The organism is Mycobacterium sp. 852002-30065_SCH5024008 (assembly GCF_001665645.1).
GTDB lineage: Bacteria > Actinomycetota > Actinomycetes > Mycobacteriales > Mycobacteriaceae > Mycobacterium > Mycobacterium paraffinicum.
On record NZ_LZSZ01000111.1, the window covers coordinates 1 to 22322 of the forward strand.

18 protein-coding genes and 2 pseudogenes are annotated in these 22322 nt (G+C 67.3%); 9 read left to right on the plus strand and 11 right to left on the minus strand.

Going from position 1 to position 22322, the window contains the following annotated elements:
• Nucleotides 1-126 (plus strand): annotated as a pseudogene (locus A5781_RS26245) (sirohydrochlorin chelatase); the annotation flags it as partial.
• Nucleotides 127-229: 103 nt separating this feature from the next.
• Here the strand turns inward: A5781_RS26245 and A5781_RS15330 are convergent.
• From A5781_RS15330 to A5781_RS15355, 6 genes are all read right to left on the minus strand, one after another.
• Nucleotides 230-1381 (minus strand): uroporphyrinogen-III synthase, encoded by a 1152-nt coding sequence (locus A5781_RS15330; RefSeq protein WP_067207635.1) that lies wholly within the window; start codon nucleotides 1379-1381, stop codon nucleotides 230-232.
• 77 nt (nucleotides 1382-1458) lie between these two features.
• Nucleotides 1459-2856: an MFS transporter gene (locus A5781_RS15335; RefSeq protein ID WP_067207637.1), complete on the minus strand. Its 1398-nt coding sequence runs from the start codon at nucleotides 2854-2856 to the stop codon at nucleotides 1459-1461.
• Between the two features lie 398 nt (nucleotides 2857-3254).
• Complete coding sequence (locus A5781_RS15340) at nucleotides 3255-4172, minus strand: 5-oxoprolinase/urea amidolyase family protein (RefSeq protein WP_067207639.1); 918 nt, start codon at nucleotides 4170-4172, stop codon at nucleotides 3255-3257.
• Nucleotides 4173-4187: 15 nt separating this feature from the next.
• Entirely contained in the window at nucleotides 4188-4862 is a 675-nt protein-coding gene (locus A5781_RS15345; protein WP_067207641.1) for an allophanate hydrolase subunit 1, read from the minus strand.
• A gap of 112 nt (nucleotides 4863-4974) precedes the next feature.
• On the minus strand, nucleotides 4975-5973 hold the full coding sequence (locus A5781_RS15350; RefSeq protein ID WP_067207643.1) for an ABC transporter substrate-binding protein: 999 nt from the start codon (nucleotides 5971-5973) through the stop codon (nucleotides 4975-4977).
• 55 nt (nucleotides 5974-6028) lie between these two features.
• Nucleotides 6029-6613, minus strand: a complete 585-nt coding sequence (locus A5781_RS15355; RefSeq protein WP_067207645.1) for a TetR family transcriptional regulator — start codon at nucleotides 6611-6613, stop codon at nucleotides 6029-6031.
• Nucleotides 6614-6769: 156 nt separating this feature from the next.
• On the opposite strand from A5781_RS15355, the gene A5781_RS15360 reads away from it, so the two are divergent.
• On the plus strand, nucleotides 6770-8158 hold the full coding sequence (locus tag A5781_RS15360; RefSeq protein ID WP_156622620.1) for an MFS transporter: 1389 nt from the start codon (nucleotides 6770-6772) through the stop codon (nucleotides 8156-8158).
• Nucleotides 8159-8169: 11 nt separating this feature from the next.
• Here A5781_RS15360 and A5781_RS15365 read toward each other — a convergent pair whose 3' ends face one another.
• Nucleotides 8170-9420: a DNA polymerase domain-containing protein gene (locus A5781_RS15365; protein WP_067207652.1), complete on the minus strand. Its 1251-nt coding sequence runs from the start codon at nucleotides 9418-9420 to the stop codon at nucleotides 8170-8172.
• Nucleotides 9421-9478: 58 nt separating this feature from the next.
• Between A5781_RS15365 and fadD2 the strand changes: the two genes are divergently transcribed.
• Nucleotides 9479-11158 carry a long-chain-fatty-acid--CoA ligase FadD2 gene (fadD2, locus tag A5781_RS15370; RefSeq protein WP_067207655.1) on the plus strand — a complete coding sequence of 560 codons (1680 nt, stop codon included), beginning with the start codon at nucleotides 9479-9481 and terminating at the stop codon, nucleotides 11156-11158.
• Between the two features lie 18 nt (nucleotides 11159-11176).
• Here the strand turns inward: fadD2 and A5781_RS15375 are convergent, their stop codons facing one another.
• Nucleotides 11177-11542, minus strand: a complete 366-nt coding sequence (locus tag A5781_RS15375) for an ATPase (RefSeq protein ID WP_067207659.1) — start codon at nucleotides 11540-11542, stop codon at nucleotides 11177-11179.
• Nucleotides 11543-12051: 509 nt separating this feature from the next.
• Here A5781_RS15375 and A5781_RS25070 point away from each other — a divergent pair.
• Complete coding sequence (locus tag A5781_RS25070) at nucleotides 12052-12366, plus strand: hypothetical protein (RefSeq protein ID WP_156624676.1); 315 nt, start codon at nucleotides 12052-12054, stop codon at nucleotides 12364-12366.
• 144 nt (nucleotides 12367-12510) lie between these two features.
• On the opposite strand, the gene A5781_RS15380 is transcribed toward A5781_RS25070, so the two are convergent.
• Nucleotides 12511-14721 (minus strand): acyl-CoA dehydrogenase, encoded by a 2211-nt coding sequence (locus A5781_RS15380; protein ID WP_067207663.1) that lies wholly within the window; start codon nucleotides 14719-14721, stop codon nucleotides 12511-12513.
• A gap of 128 nt (nucleotides 14722-14849) precedes the next feature.
• Entirely contained in the window at nucleotides 14850-15983 is a 1134-nt protein-coding gene (locus A5781_RS15385) for an alpha/beta hydrolase (RefSeq protein WP_067207667.1), read from the minus strand.
• A gap of 109 nt (nucleotides 15984-16092) precedes the next feature.
• Here A5781_RS15385 and A5781_RS15390 point away from each other — a divergent pair, with 109 nt between their 5' ends.
• The 5 genes and pseudogenes from A5781_RS15390 (at nucleotide 16093) to A5781_RS15410 (ending at nucleotide 21587) form a co-directional block, all read left to right on the plus strand.
• Nucleotides 16093-16677, plus strand: a complete 585-nt coding sequence (locus tag A5781_RS15390; RefSeq protein ID WP_067207670.1) for a VOC family protein — start codon at nucleotides 16093-16095, stop codon at nucleotides 16675-16677.
• Nucleotides 16674-17222 (plus strand): hypothetical protein, encoded by a 549-nt coding sequence (locus tag A5781_RS15395; protein WP_067207673.1) that lies wholly within the window; start codon nucleotides 16674-16676, stop codon nucleotides 17220-17222. The genes A5781_RS15390 and A5781_RS15395 overlap by 4 nt, the downstream gene beginning before the upstream one ends.
• A gap of 84 nt (nucleotides 17223-17306) precedes the next feature.
• Nucleotides 17307-18323 (plus strand): annotated as a pseudogene (locus A5781_RS15400) (hypothetical protein); the annotation flags it as partial.
• Nucleotides 18324-18768: 445 nt separating this feature from the next.
• Nucleotides 18769-20244, plus strand: a complete 1476-nt coding sequence (locus tag A5781_RS15405) for a condensation domain-containing protein (protein ID WP_067207677.1) — start codon at nucleotides 18769-18771, stop codon at nucleotides 20242-20244.
• Between the two features lie 2 nt (nucleotides 20245-20246).
• Nucleotides 20247-21587 (plus strand): hypothetical protein, encoded by a 1341-nt coding sequence (locus tag A5781_RS15410; protein ID WP_067207681.1) that lies wholly within the window; start codon nucleotides 20247-20249, stop codon nucleotides 21585-21587.
• Between the two features lie 9 nt (nucleotides 21588-21596).
• On the opposite strand, the gene A5781_RS15415 is transcribed toward A5781_RS15410, so the two are convergent.
• Nucleotides 21597-22268, minus strand: a complete 672-nt coding sequence (locus A5781_RS15415; protein ID WP_067207683.1) for a TetR/AcrR family transcriptional regulator — start codon at nucleotides 22266-22268, stop codon at nucleotides 21597-21599.
• Nucleotides 22269-22322: the final 54 nt, after the last annotated feature.

A 22322-nucleotide genomic window follows, 5' to 3' on the forward strand; every position in this document is an offset into this window, starting at 1 on the left:
ACTCGAAGGCCGGAGGGTGTGGCGATGGTCGAAGAGCTTGCCGCGCAAGCCAGCACGTTGACGGGCCGGCAGGTGGAGGTCGCGTTCGTCGACGTGCTGGGCCCCACCCCCAGCGAGGTGCTGTCGCGGGCGAGGGCCACCGGCCGGCCCGTCAACGAACTGGCTTGCGCGGCAAGCTCTTCGACCATCGCCACACCCTCCGGCCTTCGAGTGCCGTGCGCGACCATGATCAGCGCCATGGGGAGCCCGCCCGCTGCTCGGTCGCGAGCCGGTACCCACGCTTGACCACCGTCGCGATGATGTTCTTGTCGCCCAAAGCTGTTCGCAACCGCAGCACGGCCGTGTCGACGGCGTGCGGGTCATTGCTGTTGCCGGGCAGCGCGCGTAGCAGGTCTCCGCGGGCGACGACGTCGCCGGGGCGTTTCGCCAGCGCACGCAGTATCCCCATGCCGGACGGCGACAGCACCTTGATCGAGCCGTCCACCAGCACGCAGGTGCCGCGGATATCGACCGTGTGGCCGGCGGCGGTCACCGTGCACGAACCCAGCAGCGGTAGCTCTTCGGCGACGTGACGGGCCAAGGCGCCCAACCGCATTCGTTCCGGGGATGACGTCGGCACGCCTTTGCGGATCAACGGCTTGGAGGTCACCGGGCCGACGCACATCGCGTGCACGTCGCTGCGCAGGGCGCCCAGCACCTGGTCTTCGACGTCCAGCTCGCGGCTGCGCTCCAGCACCGCCGCGGCCGCGGGCGCCGAGGTAAAGGTGACCGCGTCGAACTGCCGTCCCGCGATCCCGGTCACCAGCTGATCGAACGTGCCGCCCAACGGCGTTGGCTTCCACCGGTATACCCGGACGGGCACCACCTCGGCGCCCCCCAGGCGCAACCCGCCGAGGAATTCCGGGAAGGGATCCCACGCGTCGGCGGCGCCATGCAGCTGGACCGCCACCCGCAGTCCGGCCACTCCCGAGTTGAGCAGGTATTCCAGCACCTCCTGCGAGGACTCGGAGTCCGGCGACCACTCCTCGTGCAGACCGGCGGCGCGCAGCGCGCCGGTCGCCTTGGGCCCGCGCGAGACGATCCGGGCCGACGACAGGGCGGTGATGAGCGGGTTGACCAGCCCCCATCCCTCGGCCGCGGCCAGCCAGCCGCGGAACCCGATGCCGGTATGCGCGACCAGGATGTCGGGTGGCTCGGCGATCAACGCCTCGGTGTTACGGTGCAGTTCGTCGTCGTCGGGCAGCGCGATCATGTTGATCGCGGGTGCGCTGCACACCTCGGCGCCCTGTCGGCTGAGCAGCGCGCACAGCTCCTCGGAGCGCCGGGCGGAGGTCACCGCGATGCGGTAACCCGTCAGCGGCGGGGAGTCGGGCCGGGCCATATCACCTGTGTATGCCTGTCAGATTTCGGTTGCGTTACCTGGCAATTGCTTACGCATTGCCCACAGTGAGGCCACCCTCACACGCGGGCCAGCGCGCCTGCCGTCTCACCGTTCGCCGCCTCGGCGGGCAGCGCCGGCCGCCGCACGTACACCATCCACGTGATGATCGCTGCCACGACGTAGGAGGCGAGGAACGCCACGTATGCCGACGTCTCCGTCCCGGTGACCAGGTAGGACTGGCGCAGCGCGAGGTTGATGCCCACGCCGCCGAGTGCGCCGACCGCGGAACAGACGCCGATCAGCGATCCGGACTTGGCGCGCGCCCAGTGGCGCCGTTCGTCCTCGCCCGTCTTCAGGGCGCGGCTGCGCGCCTCATAGACCGAGGGGATCAGCTTGAACACCGAACCGTTGCCCATCCCGGACAGAATGAACAGCACCATGAAGCCGATGACGTAGCCGATCATGCTGGTCGAGTGCGCCCCGGCATGGTGATCGTCGAAAGTGCTTATGACGACCAGCAATCCGGCGCCCAGGGTCATCCCGGCGAGCACGCCGAGGGTCACGCGGCTGCCGCCCTTGCGGTCGGCCAGCCGGCCACCGTAGATACGCGCCAGCGAGCCCAGCAGCGGTCCGATGAAGGCCACCTGCGCGGCGTGCAGCGCCGCGTGCTTGGCGCTTTCGCCGCTGGCCAGGAAGTTGACCTGCATCACCTGACCGAAGGCGAACGAGAACCCGATCCAGGAGCCGAACGTGCAGATGTAGAGCAGGGAGATCACGTAGGTGTCGCGCTCGACCAGGATCGAGCGCATCGTGTTCAGCTGCGTGCCGTGGCCGACGTTGTCCATGAACAGCACGGCCGCGATGCCCACGATCGCCAGCACCACCAGGTACACCGCGCACACCCAGTACGGCGCCTCGTGTCCGGCCGTGGCGAGCACCAGCAACCCGACCAGCTGGATCACCGCCACCCCGAGGTTGCCGACGCCGGCGTTGACGGCCAGCGCCGAGCCCTTGAGCCGCTGCGGGTAAAAGGCGTTCACGTTGGCCAGCGAAGCCGCGTAGTTGCCACCGCCCAGCCCGGTCAGCGCGGCGCACACCACGAAGGGCCACAGCGGCAATCCGGGGTTGGCGAGCAACCCGATGGTGCCGGCCGTCGGGATCAGCAGCACGAACGCCGAGAAGGCGGTCCAGTTGCGACCACCGAAGGTTGCGATGCCCAGGGTGTAGGGAATCCGGGCCAGCCCGCCGACCAGAGTGGCGACGGCGCCCAGCAGCAGCTTGTCGCCGGCGGAGAAGCCGTAGATGTGCGAAGGCATGAACAGCGCCATGACGGGCCACAGCGTCCAGATCGAGAAGGCGACGTGGTCGCCCGCGATGGTGCACAACAGATTGCGGCGCGCGATCTTCTTGTTGCCGGCCTCCCAGGCCGCCGTGTCTTCTGGATTCCAGTCCGCGATGTGGTGATTGCGGGCCATCCGGTTGTCACCTTTCGTCGACTGCGATGTTTTCGGGGAACGGCATGGGGCGGTGGTCATTTCCGGTCGGCTGTCGGTGAATCCGATTGTGCGCCTTGGGATGGCGGGAGCATGCCACTACGCAAGGAGGCGTGCATAGGACTCCCTCTCGTCAGGACCCAGTCTGCCGCACAACGGGAAGAAAAGTGGGCGCCCCGAATGAAGAGGGATGCCCCGCCGTGCATTTCGATGCTCACATTCGAGACGGAGTCGGGTCAACTCAATTCGGCCCGAATCGCCTGTAAGTTGATTACCAGTTATCTGGTAAATCCCTGTAGGCGGCGAACGCCGAAATAGCCGCCTATTTCAAGTGATTCGGCCCGGCCGGGCGATTTTATGTGAGCTGGAATACATTCCGGCTAGGAAAACGGCAAGATCGCGACGCCGGACTGTGGTTGGGCACCCACCAGAATCCTCGGGCGTGACCAGTGCAGGCGCACCGACTGTCCGGGGCGCACCTGGGCGATTTTGTCGATGTCCTCGTCGACCACCACACCCACCACCGGGTAGCCGCCGGTCACCGGGTGGTCGGGCCCGAGGATCACCGGTAAACCGTTGGGCGGCACCTGAATCGCGCCGCGAGTCGTGCCCTCGCTGGGCAGCTGGCGGTCCGGGTAGCAGTGCTGCAGAGGGCGGCCGACCAATCGCATTCCCACGCGATCGCTGCGATCGGATGCCACCCAATCGTTGTGCACCAGGGCATCGGGGTCGACGAACCAATCGTCGCGCGGCCCGGGCACCACCGCCAACTCGACCACGTTGGCGGTGATCGCCGCCACCGGGGCCTGATCGAGTTCGGGGTAGTCAAGTGTGTGCTCACCGACCGGGAGCTGATCTCCCGCTCGCAGCGGCGACGGGCCGATGGCCGACATCACGTCGTAGCTGCGCGAGCCGAGCACGGGTGCCACGGCGATGCCGCCCCGCACCGCGAGGTACGTGCGCAGCCCGGCGGTCGGCGTGCCCAGGGCGATCGTTTGGCCGGCGCGAACGTGCTGAATGCTGTTGGTGCCGAACTCAATTCCGTTGACGGTCGGGTTGGTGTCGGCCCCCGTCACAGCGATGTCGATGTCGCCGCCCCGGACCCTGGCGGCGAAACCGCCGAGCGTCACTTCGACCGTGGCGCGGTCATCGGGGTTGGCCACCAGGCGGTTGGCCAACTGGTGTGCGCGACGGTCGGCGGCCCCGGACCGGCTCACGCCGAGATGGGCGAGTCCCGGCCGGCCCAGGTCCTGGACGACGGCGAGCGGTCCGGTGCGAAGAATCTCCAGGGTGCTCACGGTGATCTCCTTACCTCAGACGGCCCGGAACTGAACCCACATGCCCTGCGTCAGCAACGCCGGCTCGGGCCGTTCGAGGTCCCACAGGACCGCGTCGGTGCGGCCGATCAGTTGCCAGCCGCCGGGCGACTGGCGCGGGTATATCGCGCTGAATTCACCGGCCAGGCCGACCGAGCCGGCGGGCACCGAGGTGCGTGGCTCGGTACGGCGCGGCACCCGAAGGCGCGCGTCGCCGTCGACCAGGTACGCGAAACCCGGGGCGAACCCGCTGAATCCGACCCGCCACAGCGAACCGGTGTGCGCGTCGATCACCTGCGCGATGGTCAGCCCGGTATGGCCGGCGACCTCCGCCAGGTCCGGGCCGTCGTATACGACGTCGATGACCACATCGGCACGGCGTTCCGGCGCGGCGAGCTCCTCGGCGGTGACCCGCATCTTGCGCAGTCGCTGACGGATCACCCCTTGGCAGCGGGGGCCGTCCAGCTTCACCAGAACCGTGCGGGCGGCCGGGACGATGTCGACCACGCCCGGCAACGCCGCGGCGCGCAGCTGTGCCGCCCACGCCAATACCTCGGCGGTGCTGCCGCATTGCAGCAGAAGCGCGTTGTCGCCGAAATCCAGAACCGTGTTGCCGACCAGTTCCGTCGGCAGGTCCTTGGACACGTTGTCGGTAAGGTCCGTCACGCTCATTACTCGACGGTAACCTCCCCATCACCGACTGGGCGAGGGGCGAGCGACGGATTTTCGAACACTGCCAGAGCTGCCTTAGCAAACGCTCAAACCCCGCTGGTGCGGCCGGGGTCTAACCGAGGATTTTGCCGATTTGCGGGGGGAGTTGATCGGCGACCAACGGGTAGCTCAGTGGCGAGGAAAAGGCGATCGCGCCGGCCTGCTCCTTGGTGGTGAAGATGTGCCGGTTCTGCGCGGTGGCCAGGGAGGCCGCTACATCGGGGTCGGCGAGCAATGCCTTTTGGTCGTCGGGGTTCTCGGTTGTCCAGATGACCACATCGGCGGAATCGAGCACCGCCCTGATGTGATCGCGGGGGATGACGGCGCGGTGATCGGTGCCGAAAGGCTTGATGCTGTCGGCGATCACCAACCCCATCTGGTTCAGGAAGTCGGTGCGCCAGCCGGCCATGGTCGCGACGATGGTTCCCTGCCAGAGCGTGCCCTGCATCAGCAACGCCTTCTTGCCCGTCCAGGCCGGGTGCTCCTTGGCGACGGCGCTGAATTTCTGGTCGACGGAGTCGATCAGCGACTTCATCTGGTCGGCCTGGAACACCGCCTGTCCGATGGCGGTGGCCTGCTCCTTCCACGGCTCGAAGAAGGCGTCGCCGTCCGACTGCGGCACGGTAGGGGCGATCGCGGAGAGCTTCTGATACGTATCGGCGTCCACGCCCGCGTTGGTGGCCACGATCAAATCCGGTTTGAGGCCCGCGATCTGGTCGACCGGGATCCCGTTGTCGAGGTTCAGCACCACCGGCTGCGCCCCGCCGAGCCTGGGCTGGGCCCACGGCCACACCGCGAACGGCTGATCACCGAACCAGTAGGTCACCGCGATCGGCACCACGCCGACCGCGAGCAGGTCGTCCTGCTCGGTGTAGCCGGCACTGACCACGCGCTTGGGTGGTTCCTTGATGACGGTCTGACCGAACAGGTGGTTGATGGTCACGGATTTGCCGCCGGAGGTGTCCGACGACGGTTTGCCCGACGAGCACGCCGCCGGAGCCCCGGCGACCGCAGCGACCGTCGCAGCCCCTGCGAGCTGCAAGAATCCCCGTCGATTCCAACCCTGTCGCATCGCGTGAGATTATCGCGTTCCCTGCCCGCCAGGGCATCGCCGCGCGGTTGCGCGCTCAGTCCAGCGGCATGCCGGCGTCCAGGAAGTCCAGCGCCCGATAGATGGTGTCGGCCGTTTTCGGCGCGCTGTCGAACGCCGCCATCATGGCCCCGACCATCGCGCCGACGTACACGCGGACTTCGAAATCGGTTGCGCCACGGCCGATCCGGCGACCGATGGCCTCCGCCATGACGTTTACGGTGCGGTAGTACTCGTCGTAGAGGGCGGCCTTGAGCTCGGGTATCGAGAAGATCAGCCGCTGCCGGGTGTTCTCGAACTCCAATTGCTCGGGTGACAGGCCGGCCATCGTCGTGGCGTAGGCGCGGCGGATGGCTTGACTCGGCGACAGCTCGGGCGGCTGGGCGTCGAACGCGGCCAGTATCAGCGGATCGAGGTCGTCGGCCAGCAGCAGCGACTCCTTGGACGGGAAATAGCGGAAGAAGGTGCTGGGGGAAACCTCGGCGGCGTCGGCGATCTGTTCGACGGTGGTGGCGCCGTAGCCGTTGGCGTCGAACAGCCGGAACGCCTCGCGGCGGAGGGCGTGGCGGGTCTTGATCTTCTTGCGTTCCCGCAGCCCCAGGGGCTGGTCAGTCGCCGGCATGGGGCGATTCTCCCGCATTCTGGGTGCGAAAAGTTCTGACAGTGGCTCGAAGGCCACTGCGAGATCCACGTATCTCCGGCGTAACTGTGGCCACGCGGCCCGGTAACAGTCCTTTCCTAGCGTCGGGGTGTGACTACGACGACCTCTTCAGAGCCGATCGCTCCGGTCCTTGCGCCCGCGCCTGGGCGCCCTTCTCACCGGGGTGGGCACTGGATCGACGACTGGCGGCCCGAAGACCCCGCGTTCTGGGAGACCACCGGCAAGCCGATCGCCCGCCGCAACCTGATCTTCTCGATCTTCGCCGAGCACGTCGGCTTCAGCGTGTGGATGTTGTGGAGCATCGTGGTGGTCCAGATGACCGCCGGTCCCCACGGGCATCCGTCCGCGTCCGGCTGGGCGCTGACCGCCAGCCAGGCGCTGTGCCTGGTCGCTGTCCCGAGCGGGGTCGGCGCCTTCCTGCGCCTGCCCTACACCTTCGCGGTCCCCCTCTTCGGCGGCCGCAACTGGACGACCATCTCGGCGGCGTTGTTGCTGATCCCGTGCGTGCTGCTGGCCTGGGCGGTCAGCCATCCCGGCCTCTCGTTCACCGTCCTGGTGGCGGTCGCCGCGACCGCCGGCTTCGGTGGCGGCAACTTCGCCTCGTCGATGGCCAACATCTCGTTCTTCTACCCAGAGAAGGACAAGGGCTGGGCGCTGGGCCTCAACGCGGCCGGCGGCAACGTCGGCGTCGCGGTGGTGCAGAAGATCATCCCGCCCATCGTCGTCGCCGGCGGCGGGGTGGCGCTGGCGCGCGCCGGCCTGTTCTACGTGCCGCTGGCCGTGGTGGCCGCGGTGTGCGCGTTCGGATTCATGAACAACCTGTCCGAGGCGAAGGCCGACGTGCGGCCGGTATGGCAGTCGCTGCGGCATCCCGACACCTGGGTCATGTCGCTGCTCTACATCGGCACGTTCGGATCGTTCATCGGCTACTCGGCGGCCTTTCCGACCCTGCTCAAGACGGTGTTCGGCCGCGGTGACATCGCTTTGACCTGGGCATTCCTCGGTGCGGCGATCGGCTCGGTCATCCGGCCCCTGGGCGGCAGGCTGGCCGACCGGATCGGTGGCGCGCGGATCACCGCGGTCAGCTTCGTCATGCTCGCCGCGGGCGCCGCGGCGGCGCTGTGGTCGGTCAACGCCAAGAACCTGCCGCTGTTCTTCGCCAGCTTCATGTTCTTGTTCGTCGCCACCGGCATCGGCAACGGCTCGACCTACCGGATGATCTCGAGGATCTTCGTGATCAAGGGGCAGCTCGCCGGCGGCGACCCCGACACCATGGCGCACATGCGCCGCCAGGCCGCCGGCGCCCTGGGCGTCATCTCGTCGATCGGCGCCTTTGGCGGGTTCGTCGTGCCGCTGGCGTACGCCTGGTCGAAATCGCACTTCGGCAGCATCGAACCCGCACTGCGGTTCTACGTGGGCTTCTTCCTGGCCTTGCTGGTGGTCACCTGGTACTGCTACCTGCGCAAGGGCAACGCCTACAACGCGCAAGCGCGGGCCGGCGTGTAGCCGCCCGCCTCTCAGCTCGACGGCTTCTGCTTGCCCCCGTAACCGTCCCAGGGGCTGTAGTCGGCGATCAGCTCCTCCTGCGGAGGTCGCTGGTCGACCGGCACATGCTGCAGGTTGATCCGGATGCGGTACCAGATCGAACTCGGCCCGCGCATACCGTCGACCAGGACGTCGACCGGTTGCAGCAGGTGAGATGCGTCCGGGTGGCGGCCGCGCCAGGTGTCCAGCGCGGCCAGCGCCTCGTCCTTGGTCTTGGTGCGGGCGATCTCGATGAGCGGCATCACCGACCGGCGCCGGCCGTCGGCCGTGCCGGATCCCTTCGGCGCGCGCTCGGGGGGCCCCATCTCCTCGGCCAGCACCAGCAGCCGGTCGAGCTCACCGACCGCGTCGTCCATCCCCTCCCACGGGTCACCCATCGCGGCGAACCGGCCGGGCACGGTGTCGATGGTGAACTCCTCGGGAAGGCGTTCGGTGACTTCGTCCCACAGCAGCGGCGTCGAAACCCGGGCGTCCGGCGTCGCCCGAACCGAGTACGCCGACGCGACCGTGCGGTCCTTGGCGTTCTGGTTGAAGTCGACGAACACTCCCTCGCGTTCTTCCTTCCACCACCGGCTGGTCGCCGCGTCGGGCACGCGCCGCTCGACCTCGCGGGCCACGGTCTGGGCGGCCAGCCGCACCTGCCGGAACTCCCAGCGCGGGGCGATCCGCGCGTAGATGTGAAAACCGCGGCTCCCGGAGGTCTTCGGCCACGCGGTCAGGCCGTAGTCCTCCAGCACCTCGCGGGCCACCAGCGCGACGTCGACGATCCGCCGCCAGGAAACCCCGGGCATCGGATCCAGGTCGACCCGCAGCTCGTCGGGATGGTCGAGGTCGCCGGCCAGCACCGGGTGTGGGTTGAGGTCGACACAGCCCAGGTTGATCGCCCACGCCAGTCCGGCGGCGTCATGGATGACGGCCTCCGCGGCCGATGTGCCGCGCGCGTAGTGCAGTTCGGCGACGTCGACCCAGTCGGGCCGGTTCTTCGGCGCGCGCTTCTGGAACACCGCTTCCTCGGAAATGCCCTTGACGAAGCGCTTGAGGATCATCGGTCGGCCGGCCGCGCCGCGCAGCGCCCCCTCGGCCACGGAAAGGTAGTAATGGACCAGGTCGAGTTTGGTGTGCGGCCCCGTGCCGCCGTGGGCTTCGAACACCACCTTGTCCGGATGGGTGATGGAGACCTGGCGCCCATCCACCTCCAGCGAAACCGGACCCATGTTCATCATCGTAAGTCGGTGGGTACTTACCTCTCGGAATGCGACGGACGTCACATAGGGTGGATCCATGCCTAATCTGATTGGCCTGCCTGGGCAGGCTGTTGCCAAGGTTCAGCAGTACCTGGAACGCGGCTCGGCTGAATTGCACTACGTGCGCAAGATCTTCGAAGCGGGCGCCTTCCGGCTGGAGCCGCCGCAGAACTACGCCGCCATGGCCAACGACATCTACAAGTGGGGCGAGTTCGGCATGCTGCCGTCACTCAACGCCCGACGCCATCCCGACCGCGCCGCGTGCATCGACGAAGAGGGTGAGTTCACCTTCAAGGAGCTGGACGACGCCGCCCACGCGGTGGCCAACGGGCTACTCGAGATGGGCGTCAAGGGCGGCGACGGGGTGGCGATCCTGGCGCGCAACACCCGCTGGTTTCTCATCGCGTACTTCGGCGCCGCCCGGGTCGGCGCCCGCATCATCCTGCTCAACAGCGAGTTCTCCGGCCCGCAGATCAAGGAGGTGGCGGAACGCGAGGGCGCCAAGCTGATCATCTACGACGACGAGTACACCAAGGCCGTCAGCAAGGCCGAGCCGGAACTGGGCTTCCTGCGCGCGCTGGGCACCAACCCCGACGCGGACGGGCCGTCGGGCAGCAAGGACGAGACGCTGGCCGACCTGATCGAGCGCAGCAGCAAATCACCCGCCCCGAAGGCGAGCAAGCACTCGTCGATCATCATCCTGACCAGCGGCACCACCGGCACGCCGAAGGGGGCGAACCGCAGCACCCCACCGACGCTGGCACCCATCGGGGGCATCCTGTCCCACGTCCCGTTCAAGGCCAACGAGGTGACCTCGCTGCCCGCCCCGATGTTCCACGCGCTGGGCTTTCTGCACGGCACCATCGCGATGTTCCTGGGCTCCACCCTGGTGCTGCGCCGCAAGTTCAAGCCGCCGCACGTGCTCGAAGACGTCGAGAAGTACAAGGTGACCGCCATGGTGGTGGTGCCGGTGATGCTGTCGCGGATCCTCGACGCGGTCGAGAAGATGGACTCCAAGCCCGACCTGTCCAGCCTGAAGATCGTGTTCATCTCGGGGTCGCAGCTGGGCGCCGAGCTGGCCGGCCGCGCGCTCAAGGATCTCGGCCCGGTCATCTACAACATGTACGGCTCGACCGAGATCGCGTTCGCCACCATCGCCGGACCGCAGGACCTGGAGCGCAACGCGGCGACCGTCGGCCCGGTGGTCAAGGGCGTGAAGGTCAAGATCCTCGACGACAACGGCAAGGAGAAGCCACAGGGCGAGGTCGGCCGGATCTTCGTCGGTAACGCGTTCCCGTTCGAGGGCTACACCGGCGGCGGCCACAAGCAGATCATCGACGGCCTCATGTCATCCGGTGACGTCGGCTATTTCGACGAGCACGGCTTGCTTTACGTCAGCGGCCGGGACGACGAGATGATCGTCTCCGGCGGAGAGAACGTTTTCCCGGCCGAGGTCGAGGACCTGATCAGCGGGCACCCCGAGGTGGTGGAGGCGACGGCCATCGGCGTCGAGGACAAGGAATGGGGCCACCGGCTGCGCGCCTTCGTCGTGAAGAAGGATGGCTCCGACGTCGACGAGGACACCATCAAGCACTACGTTCGCGACCACCTGGCCCGCTACAAGGTGCCGCGTGAGGTGGTCTTCCTGGACGAGTTGCCGCGTAACCCTACGGGCAAGATCCTCAAGCGCGAGTTGCGTGAGATGGAGGTCGACTAGCCGCTGTCCCCGTCGGGGTCAGCGCCGGTCTTTGATGGCGCGGGTGATCTGCGCCGCGAGTTTGGGGTCGACCAGAAGTTGGTCGATGAGCGCGGTGAGGACCTCTTGTCCGGTCACCCGGGCGACGCCCAGGCGATCGGCGGCCTCGCGCTGCCAGATGTCGAGGGCGCGGTGGGTGGCCGCGGGGAGGTCGACGGTGCGGCGTGTCCGCTGACCCCGGCTCGCCTGGTTGACCGCCGGCTGGCTGATGATCCGGTGGGCGCCCTGCTGCCCGAGCCCGGTGAGGCGCTCGGTCGGCGCGGCGTCTCCTGCCGGTGTGGCCGACGGCCCGGGGCCCCGGAACGTTCCGGCGCCGGGTCCGATGTGGCTGGGGTTGAAGTTCACTGCGGCGGTCGTCCTCCGGTGAGTGGCCAATCAGTAAATCAGCATTGAGTCTGACAATACTGATTGTTCCACCGACGACGGCGTAAGTCGCGTCGCCGGGCCGCGGGCCGGCCACGTCCGCGGTCAGCGCCGCAGCAGCGGTTTCTCGCAGCAAATTTTCGAAGATGCTCTCCGACGCGCCGGTGGACGTCGGGAAATTCGATCAAAAGACAGGGCACGGCATGGTCTTGTCGCCGTAATTCAGCGGATCCGCTGATGCGGAAGCGTGCAAACCAGTATGTCAGTAGATCGCTTCTAAGCAGCACAAATGCGAAGCCTGCGTAACTCAGTAGTTGCCCATATCCTGATTTATGGAGATCATTAATTCCGGCGAAATCAGCTCTCATAAATGCCCTTAAGTCATTTGTTACATAATTCACAGCGCCATTTTTGTGTAGCAACGTTGTTTGCAGGGAAAGTTCTGGCTAACGTTTTGTTTGTCGGCATCAGGACCTGGAAGGAGGGTTGCGATGACGATTTCTGCACGATCGTTACGCGGCGCCGCCGTGGGCGCGGCGGGTGCCTCGGCGGTGGCGGGAGCGCTGCTGTTCGGCGCAAGCCCCGCCGCACAGGCGGCCCCGGTATCAGGTCCCGACACCAGCTTCACCACCACCGGTCCGCACGGTACGCCCGGCGGACCCGGCATCATTCCCGACCGTCCAGGCGGGGGTCATGGCGGTCATGGATGGGGCGGCCACGGATGGGGCGGCGGAGGCCACCCCGGTTGGGGTTCGGGCAACCGCGGATTCTGGGCCCCTGGGCACTGGTGGAACTGGTGGTGGTGAACCACCTCCCCGTGGTAGTCGATCAGCCTCGACGTGCCGATCACTCCTAGGCTGACCGGCCCACGGGATGGGGGGGAACCATGCCGGCCTGACCACCCCTCAGGTCGGCATGGCCCTCTCTCCGGGCCAAATCGGAAGTGGCAGTTAGGGATCGCGGGGGAGACCGAGTAGCCGCTCGGCGATGATGTTCAGCTGCACCTCGGAGGTGCCGCCGTAGATGGTCGTGGCCCGGCTCGCCAACAGGTATTCGCCCCATTTGCCGGGTAGCTCGCTGGTGTCGCCGATGGCGGCGTCGGTGCCGAACGAGGACACCGCGAACTCCGCGTACCCCTGACCGGTGCGCATCGAGAGCAGCTTGGAGATGGCCGCGGACGGCATGGCATCCCCGCCGGCCAGAGTCAACAGGGTGGAGCGCAGGTTCAGCACCTTGGCGGCGTGGCCCTCGGCGATCAACTGACCCGCTCGGTGTTGTGCGACCGGGTCGAACTGCCCGTCGCGAACGAACTCGACGAACTGGCCCAGAGTGGCCAGGAAGTTCGCCTCGCTGCTGCCGATGGAAACCCGTTCGGCGGTAAGGGTGTTGCGGCTGACCTCCCAACCCCGGTTCACGTCGCCCAGCACGCATTCGTCCGGCACGAACACGTCGTCGATGTAGACGGTGTTGAACATCGCGTTCCCGGTCAGCTCGCGCAACGGCTTCACCTCGACGCCTTCGCTGTGCATGTCCAGCAGGAAGTAGGTGATCCCGTTGTGCTTTGGAGCGCTCGGGTCGGTTCTCGCCAACAGCGCGCCCCACTGGGAGAGCTGCGCCGCCGTGGTCCAGATCTTCTGGCCGGTGATGCGCCAGCCGCCGTCCGTTCGGGTGGCCTTGGTGCTCAGCCCGGCCAGGTCCGATCCGGCGCCCGGCTCGGAGAACAGCTGACACCAGATCATGTCCCCGCGGAAGGTCGGCGGCAGAAACCGCTGTTTCTGCTCTTCGGTCCCAAAGGTGACGATCGACGGAATGATCCACGTCGCGATGCCCATCTGTGGGCGCTTGACCCGGCCGGCGGTGAACTCCTGGGCGATGATGATCTGCTCGACCGGGCTGGCGGCGCGACCCCACGGTTTCGGCAGGTGCGGCAGCGTCCAGCCGCCCTCGGCGATCGCGACCGTGCGCTCGGCGCGATCCATCGCCTTGAGCGCGGCGACCTCGGCCCGGATCTCGTCCCGCAGCTTCTCGGTGTCGGGGTCGAGGTCGATGTCGACCGCCCGCACCCCGGTGCTGGTCGCGGTGTGCACCACTTTCTGCGGGTACTCCGAATTGCGGCCGAACGATGCGGCCAGCATCAGCGCCCGGCGGTAGTACACGTTCGTGTCGTGCTCCCAGGTGAAGCCGATCCCGCCGTGCACCTGGATGCAGTCCTGAGCGCACCGTTGAGCGGCAGCCGGCGCGAGCGTCGCCGCGACGGCGGCGGCGAACTCGACCTTGGAACCCGTGATATCCCAATCATTTTCGCGCGCCTCGTCGATAGCGCGGGCGGCGTCCCACACCGCCGCGGTTGCCCGCTCGGTGTCGGCGATCATCTCCGCGCACTTGTGCTTGATGGCCTGGAACTGGCCGATCGGCCTGCCGAACTGCTCACGGATCTTGGCGTACTGGGACGCGGTGTCGGTCGCCCAGCGCGCCACCCCGATCGCCTCCGCGGACAGCAGCGTCGTCATCAGCGCGTGCGCTGTCGCCATGCTCAGGTTGCACAACGCGGCGTCGGCCCCGACCTCGACGGCGTTGGCCCGAACATGGGCGACCGGCCGTAGCGGGTCAAGGCTTTTCACGGGCTCGATCTCGAGCTCCTCCGCGCGCAGCACCACCCATTCCTCGCCGCTGTCGATTGCGACCGGGAGCACCAGCACGGAGGCCTGCGCCGCCGCCGGAACCGCGCGGACCTCGCCGCGGAGCACGAGCACGTCGTCATTCGGGCCCTGGCGGGTGGCGGTCAACCCGCAACAGTCCATCGCGTAGGCGGCGATGGCGGCGCCGGACGCCAGCTCGGCGAGCACCTTCGCGTGCGGGTCGTTGGCGGAAATCAGTGCGCTGGCGATCGCCGACGGCACGAAGGGGCCGGGCACCGCGCCGTAGCCGAACTCGGCCAGCACGACGGCCAACTCGAGGATGCCGAAACCCTGCCCGCCCACGGATTCGGCCAGATGCAGACCCTGCAGGCCTTGTTCGGCCGCGGCCCGCCAGTAGGGCGGGGGATTGTCGATCGGTGTCTCCATTGCCGCGTGCAACGTCTCGGACGGCGCGATGCGCGCCACCAACGACCGCACCGAATCGGCCAGGTCTTGATGCTCAGCAGTGATAGCGATCGGCATTGGTCGCCTTCCCATGCTTTAGGGGTTCCCGCCTTGGCCAGGCACCCTCCAAACTAACAACCGGTCGGTTGGTTGACCACAGGGGTCACCGGGCGTGCCAGCGCACCTTGGTGTCCGCGGCGAGCTCTTCAGTGAAACCGCTTGGCGATCCACTTCGCGATGATGTCGGCCTGCTCCCCGCGAGCGCCCGGGGTGGTGAAGTAGTGGTCGGTGTCGATCGACGACTGCGTCTTGTCGGGGCCGGCGAGCGCGACGAAAATCCGTTGGGCGTCGGACGGAAAGACGCCGGTATCAGCCTCGGCGTTGATCACCAGGGCGGGGCAGCTGATCCGGGCCAGATGCGTTTCGGCCCTGGTCTGCGCCACCCGCAGGCTCCACATGCCCAGCCAGTTGCGCAGGGTGCAGGCCGCGGCGATGCCATGCGCCGACCGGTTCGCCTTGGCCGGAACGCCGGCATAACACATGTTTGGTTGACGCCTGGTCGGCTCGATGCTGGCGTCGACCATGCGGGGATCGGCCCAGGTGCGCATGACGCTGAACGGGCGGTCGGAAAACCCCGCTGCGCGAACGCGTTTGAATTCCTGCTCCGCCCAGTCGGTGATGGCGTGGTTGCGCGCGGTTTGCGCCCGGCGATAGCGGGTGAGGAACTCCGGTGAATACGGCGGCCCGTTTCGCTCGTTGAACAGGTCGAGGTCGGCATCGGTGGCGACGGGGTCGTTCTCGTCGACGACGGCACCATCCATCCAGGCCGTCAACACGTCGGGTCGCCCGGGATGGGCGGCGGTGGCCACGTAGCCATCGGCGGCCGGCAACTCGGTCAGGCCCGCGGCCGGACGCATCCCGTCCAGCGGGGTCACGTTCGGCTCCACGGCCTGCGACTGATATGCGGCCATCAACGAGCCGCCGCCTGAGTTGCCGAGCAGCACAACGGTTTCCACTCCCTGCACCTCGCGCAGCCAGCGCACCCCGACGCCGATGTCGACCAGCGCGTGGTCGAGCAGAAAGCTGCTTTCGAAGCCGCGAAACCTGGTGTTCCAGCCCAGAAAGCCGACACCGCGGGTGGCCATGTAGTCGGCGAGGTAGTGCTCGGAAAAGTCGATCTGGTAGTGCGTGGCGATCATTGCCACCTTGGGCTTGCGTCCCACCCCGCGGTGGTACAGCCCCTGGCAAGGATGCCCACCCGCGCCGGCGCGGCCGGCAGTCGGCGACGGCAGGCCGACAAACTCGCGGATAACCCCGGCGGCGGCGGTGTTAGGAGTCATTTACCGGCCCTGTTGGCATTGGAGGTCTCGTTGAAACTTCAGGCCGATGTTAGATTCAGAATTACAACTTGGCCAGGACTTCAAGCCGGGGACCGAGGGGAGCCGCGCGATGATCAAGCCGCACAACACCAACACGGAATTCGAACTCGGCGGGATCAACCACGTCGCGCTGGTCTGCTCGGATATGGCTCGGACCGTGGACTTCTACACCAACATCCTCGGCATGCCGTTGATCAAGTCGCTCGACCTGCCCGGGGGTGCGGGCCAGCACTTCTTCTTCGACGCCGGGAACGGCGACTGCGTCGCATTCTTCTGGTTCGCCGATGCCCCCGACCGGGTGCCGGGCATCTCGTCGCCGGGCGCCATCCCCGGTATCGGCGACATCACCAGCGCGGTCAGCACCATGAACCATCTCGCATTCCACGTGCCGGCCGAAAAGTTCGACGCCTACCGCCAGCGGCTCAAGGACAAAGGGGTGCGCGTCGGCCCGGTGCTCAACCATGACGAGAGCCCGACGCAAGTGTCGGCGACGGTGCATCCGGGGGTGTACGTGCGGTCGTTCTACTTCCAGGACCCCGATGGCATCACCCTCGAATTCGCATGCTGGGTCAAAGAATTTGATGCCACCGATGCTCAGGCCGTGCCCAAGACCGCGGCGGACCGCCGACCTCCGGTGGTTGCCGGACTGCCGTGACCGACGGCATTCTGTCCGACGCTCAGATCGCGGCGCTGACCCCCGGTGAGCGACGGCAGCTCATTTCCCGGCTCGAGCAGCCCGTGGGCGAATTGATCGACCCGGCGCTGCTGGCCAGGGTGCGGCGCATCCGGTTGAGTCTGATGGTCGGTGGCTCGATGGCAATGGTTCCCTGGCTGGGGTACCTCTCGGTCACGTTGCCGGAGAACTATGTTGCTCACAACTGGCCCGTGACGTGGGTGGGCTTCGACATTCTCCTGGTCGGATTCATGCTGGCGACAGCGGTGCTCGGGTATCTGCGCCGCCAGCTGCTGGTGCCGGCCGCGTTCACCACCGGCGTGTTGCTGATTTGCGACGCCTGGTTCGACCTGATGACGGCCGGCCCCAAGGATGTCTGGCTGTCGGTGATCACCGCGCTGCTGGTCGAGGTGCCGCTGGCAGTGTTCCTGATCTTCAGTGCGCAACGGCTGATACGGCTCACGATGATGCGGTTGTGGCTGCTGGACCCCGGGATGCGGCTGTGGCAGCTGCCGTTGTTTCCCTGAGGTGGCAGCGATTTGGCTCGGCGCGCCAGTCTGAAGCGTCGGACCTGTGCTTCGGCCCGGCGAAGGTAAAGAAGATTACCGGACCTTGCCGTGCTGCCGTTGACCGATGGTGGCGCGGCGGTGAGCCTGGTGGTCACCCATTGCCTCACCGATGGCGTCGGGCTGTGCGAGGCGTTGGCCGACGCAGCATGCCGCCGCGACGACGCCATAGCCTGGCCCGCGGCGGCGTCACGGCGGCGGTGGCGGGCGTTGCGCGAGGACGCGCGCCAAACCGCGCGGGACACACCGAATGTGGGCCGGGCCCTCGTCGCGGGCGCACGCATGGTCCGGGCCGGCCGTGCAGCCGCCCCGTCGCCGGCCACCAAGCGCCCCGTTCCGCCCGCCGGACCGGACGAACGCATCACGCTGCCCATGGCAACCGTCTTCATCGACGCCGCCGAGTGGGACGCGCGCGCAACCACCCTCGGCGGAACGAGCAACGCGCTGCTTGCGGGATTGGCGGCCCACCTCGCCCAGCGAGTGGGACGGGTCGCCGCGGACGGGACGGTCAACGTGGGGATGCCGGTCAACGAGCGCGCTCCCGGCGACACCCGCGCCAACGCGGTCGTCAACGTGGATATCACGGTCGACCCGGTGCCCGCGACCGGGGACCTGCGTGAAATCCGGGCGAGGATCAAGGAGGCGCTGTCCCGCCACCAGAATGAGCCCGACGGACGCTGGGCGTTGCTTCCGCTGGTCCCCCTGATTCCCAAACGCGTCATGCGGCGACTGATTGGCGTGGTCACCGGCAGCGCGATCACCGTCGTGTCGTCCAACCTCGGATCGGTGGACCCGGCCGTCAACCGCTCGGACGGCACCGACGCCGATCTCTTCGCCATGAGGACTGTGTACCCGGGCGTGACCACCGCGACCATGTACCGCACCAACGGGGCGCTGGCGTTGTTGTCGGGCAGGGCGCACGGCCGGGTCTTCATCTCGTTCCTTGCCTACGAGCTAGGTCGCCCGAATTCGAAAGCCGATTTAAAGCAACACGTCTCGGCCGCGCTGAGCGACTTCTCGCTCACCGCCGCCATGGGCTGGCGCACCGCCTGCCCGGTGTGACACGCCCGCGTCGGCAGCCGTCCGCCAGTTCGTCGACCGGAAATGGCACCAACCGGTCGTAAAGCTCATCCCGAGTTTCGACGGCGCGGATGCCCGTTCGGCAAACGGCTCAAATGCGCGTCCGTCTCCTAATATTTTGTGCGTCGCGCGGACGACCGCTCCGGCAAACACGGCTACGGCATCGTGAGTGAGGACGCGCGAAAGTGCGATCGATCACACGGTCATGCAATTGTTGCCTGCATCCCATTCGTGCGCTACCGTCCACAGCGGCGACACAGGGGGTGCATAGGGACGCCGCAAGTGGGGGTTCCGATATCGGGAAGCCCGTCGCAAGACTTCAGCCCACGGGAATTTCGTGCTGCGCGAAAAGCCATGCGCGAGAACTCTTTCTGCCTCCCTGGCCGTGCAAGGTACTTCGGCATCGGAAGAACGAGGACTTAAGAAAATGGTCTCGCTCGGCAACATCAACGAATGGCAACCGCCACATGGTCCGGTGACCGTGTGGATGGCCGCACCCTCTGGACGTGAAGCGGCTCGAACCGCGCAACGAAGCGACTGTCCGCCGAGTTACCAGCAGGCCCAGCATCTTTGGGCCGCCCACCATGGTAGGACCCTGAGTAGGGAGCTGCCCCGGCTGATGATCGTGGCGTGGGACATTCCCGGCGCGTGTGACATTCCGGCGATGACGGCGGCGATCAACACGCATGTCCGCCGCCACGATACCTACCACAGTTGGTTCGAATTCGAGAACGGCGTCATCGTGCGTCGCGTGATCGACAACCCCGATGCCGTCGAGCTCGCTCCGGTGGAATTCGGACGAATGGCCGCCGACCAAGTGCGTACACACGTCCTGACGACGACCCCGGGAACACTCGAATGGGGCTGCTTCACATTCGGGATCATCCAGCACGCAGACTATTTCACGTTCTACGCGAGCGTCGACCATCTCCACATCGATGGCCTGTCGGCCGGGGTGATCTTCGTCGACATCCACCTGGCGTATCAGGAGCTGGCGCAGGGGCACCAGTCCGCGGCCCTGCCCGAGGTCGGCAGTTACCGGGACTACACCGCGCGACAGCGTGCGAAGACGGCGAGCTTGACCATGGCGTCTCCCGCGATCAAGGAATGGATCGCATTCGCCCACGACACCGATGGCGACTGGCCGAGTTTCCCTCTGCCCCTGGGTGATACGTGGGCCAACAGCAAAGGCGACTTGTTGACCGTGCAGCTGCTGGACGCCGCCGGCACGGAGTCTTTTGACGCCATGTGCGGTGCGGCCGGGGCGCGGTTCATCGGGGGAGTGCTGGCCTGCACCGCATTGGCCGAGCACGAATTGACGGGCAGTGCGACTTACCATGGGTTCACGGCCAGGGACACCCGGACGGCGGGCATCGACACGATGACGGTGGGTTGGTTTGCCAGCCTGGTTCCGGTCGCGGTGCCTACCGCCGGGACCACGTTCCCCGAGGCGGCCCGGGCGGCGCAGAAGTCGTTCGACGCGGCCAAGGAACTCGCCGATGTGCCAATCGAGCGGGTCTTGGAGTTGGCGGCGACAGCAGACGGACTGGAGATCAAGCCTCCAACGCGGCTGCCGATGATGTTGTCATTCCTGGATTTTCGGAAGATACCGCTCGCAGGGCTCTGGACGGAGACGAATTTCGGTACTTATGGCGACAACCTGTCCGCCGGCGGCATCAATATGTGGATCAACCGGCAGGCGGCAAGTACCACAGTGACGATCTCGTTTCCGGACAACGCGGTGGCGCGCGAATCGGTGGACCGCTACATCGCGACATTGATCGACGTATTCGCACGCGTCGCCGCCAGCGCCTCGCGCGAGCCCGATGTTGTTGCAGGCCGGGGTAACCCGGATGCGGCGGACCCTCCTGTGCCAGAGGAAGACGACGACGAGGCGGCCTAGGAATGAGCAACGTGCTGGATCTGGCCGACCAGACCCTCTTCCTCGGCGAGCGGGCCACAGCCACCACCAGTGTGGTGCAATGTATTTGGGTCTACGATCGCGCCGTCGACATCGACGGTCTGCAAGAGTTTCATGCCCATCTTGGGCGGGGGCGGTTGTGCCGCCGCATCGAGCGGTCCCCCTTGCCGTTCGGCCGGCATCGCTGGGTGGCGTCCACCGCTGAGTCGCAACTGGAGATCGTCGCGACGCCCCGGCCACGCGATGAGATCGACGCCTGGTGTGGCGAACAAGCGAACGCACGGCCCGATGCCGAGCACGGCCCCGGATGGCACCTAGCCGCGCTGCCGCTCACCGATGGCGGCGCGGCGGTGAGCTTGGTGGTCACCCATTGCCTCACCGACGGCCTCGGGCTGTGCGAGGCGTTGGCGGACGCGGCTTCAGGTCGTGACGACCCGATCGGCTGGCCGGCCGCGGTGTCGCGGCGCCGCCGGGCGGCGCTGCGTGAAGACGCACGTCAAACCGTCCGCGACGCACCGGGTATGGGCCGCGCCGTCGTGGCGGCGGCACGAATGGCCCGGCGCGGCCGGGGCGATACCGCCCCGCCACCCGAGAAGCGGCCATTCACCGGACCCGATGAACCCGTGGCTCTTCCGGCGACAACCGTCTTCGTCGACGCCGGCGAATGGGACGCCCGCGCGAACGCCCTCGGGGGCACCGGCAGCGCGCTGCTCGTCGGCCTGGCGGCTCACGTCGCCCTTCGCGTGGGGCGCGTCGCCGCCGACGGCACGGTCGCCGTCGGGATGCCGGTCAACGAGCGCGCCCCGGGCGATACCCGCGCCAACGCGGTCAGCAACGTCGACATCACGGTCGACCCCGCGCCCGCAACGACGGACCTGCGTGAGATCCGCGCGGGGATCAAGCAAGCGCTAGCGCGCCATCAGGATGTACCCGACGAACGGTGGGCATTGCTGCCGCTGGTTCCCCTGATCCCGAAACGTGTCTTCCGGCGACTGATCAGCGTGGCCACCGGCGGTGGAACTGCTGTCGTGTCGTCCAACCTCGGTGCGGTCGACCCGGCCGCCAACCGGCCGGACGGAACGGACGCCGACTACTTCGCCATGAAGTCGCTGTACCCGGGCGTGACCGCCGCGACCATGCACCGCACCAACGGAGTGTTGGCGTTGCTGTCGGGCAGGGTGCACGGACGGGTCTTCGTCTCGTTCCTTGCCTACGAGCCGGGCCGCCCCAACTCGGACGCCGAGCTACGGCAATACGTTTCGAAGGCGGTGAGCGACTTCTCACTCACCGCCACGACTGGGTGGCACACCGCCTGCCCGGTGTGAGACCACGCGTCATGATTCCGCCCGCGGCTCCGCCGCCGGCTCCGTGAGTCGGTACAGGTTGGGCTCGGCGAGCTCGTCGAGCAGTGCCGCCAGGTGATCGACGAGCTCGTCCGGCTCGAGTCGGACGTCGCCGGCGAGCCAGGCGCTGATGGTTTGCCCGACGCCACCGACCACGAAGTGCGCCGCGGCCTTGATGCGGTCGTTTGCGGGAACGCGCAGCGCGTCTCCAGCGTGCTGGCCGGACAGCATCGCGAACATTGCGCTGGATTCGGCGCGCTTGCGCACGATCACGGGATCGGCCAGCTGTGTGCTGAACAGCAGGCGACCGATGCGGGCGTCGTCGGCGATGGTGCGCACGATGTTGGTCATGCCCGCGCGGGTCTGCTCGGGCGGAGGCACCGCCGCCACCGCGGCCTGTGTGGTCGCGGCCAGTTGGGCGATCACCCAGTCGAACACGGAGGCGACGAATTCGTCCTTGTCGGCGAAACTTTCGTAGAAGTACCGCGCCGCCAGGCCGGCCTGGCGGCAGACGCCGCGGACGGTGACCGCGGAGATGCTCTGTTGCTCCGCGCCGAGTAGCTCCAGACCCGCGGACAGGAGCCGGTTGCGGCGCGTCGCCAGCCGCTGCGTGGCCTCGACGCCGCGATACGGCCGCGCGCTCGAGGTGTTCATGCGAACCATCTTGACACCAACGCAACGCCGCGACAATATCAGGAAACAGGCGTTCGCACATTA

What these genes read in the sequence shown, in the direction of transcription:
- A5781_RS15330 (WP_067207635.1), bottom strand. Translation starts at nt 1,381, where the DNA reads ATGGCCCGGCCCGACTCCCCGCCGCTGACGGGTTACCGCATCGCGGTG.
- A5781_RS15335 (WP_067207637.1), bottom strand. Translation starts at nt 2,856, where the DNA reads ATGGCCCGCAATCACCACATCGCGGACTGGAATCCAGAAGACACGGCG.
- A5781_RS15345 (WP_067207641.1), bottom strand. Translation starts at nt 4,862, where the DNA reads ATGAGCGTGACGGACCTTACCGACAACGTGTCCAAGGACCTGCCGACG.
- A5781_RS15350 (WP_067207643.1), bottom strand. Translation starts at nt 5,973, where the DNA reads ATGCGACAGGGTTGGAATCGACGGGGATTCTTGCAGCTCGCAGGGGCT.
- A5781_RS15355 (WP_067207645.1), bottom strand. Translation starts at nt 6,613, where the DNA reads ATGCCGGCGACTGACCAGCCCCTGGGGCTGCGGGAACGCAAGAAGATC.
- A5781_RS15365 (WP_067207652.1), bottom strand. Translation starts at nt 9,420, where the DNA reads ATGATGAACATGGGTCCGGTTTCGCTGGAGGTGGATGGGCGCCAGGTC.
- fadD2 (WP_067207655.1), top strand. Translation starts at nt 9,479, where the DNA reads ATGCCTAATCTGATTGGCCTGCCTGGGCAGGCTGTTGCCAAGGTTCAG.
- A5781_RS25070 (WP_156624676.1), top strand. Translation starts at nt 12,052, where the DNA reads ATGACGATTTCTGCACGATCGTTACGCGGCGCCGCCGTGGGCGCGGCG.
- A5781_RS15380 (WP_067207663.1), bottom strand. Translation starts at nt 14,721, where the DNA reads ATGCCGATCGCTATCACTGCTGAGCATCAAGACCTGGCCGATTCGGTG.
- A5781_RS15385 (WP_067207667.1), bottom strand. Translation starts at nt 15,983, where the DNA reads ATGACTCCTAACACCGCCGCCGCCGGGGTTATCCGCGAGTTTGTCGGC.
- A5781_RS15390 (WP_067207670.1), top strand. Translation starts at nt 16,093, where the DNA reads ATGATCAAGCCGCACAACACCAACACGGAATTCGAACTCGGCGGGATC.
- A5781_RS15405 (WP_067207677.1), top strand. Translation starts at nt 18,769, where the DNA reads ATGGTCTCGCTCGGCAACATCAACGAATGGCAACCGCCACATGGTCCG.
- A5781_RS15410 (WP_067207681.1), top strand. Translation starts at nt 20,247, where the DNA reads ATGAGCAACGTGCTGGATCTGGCCGACCAGACCCTCTTCCTCGGCGAG.
- A5781_RS15415 (WP_067207683.1), bottom strand. Translation starts at nt 22,268, where the DNA reads ATGGTTCGCATGAACACCTCGAGCGCGCGGCCGTATCGCGGCGTCGAG.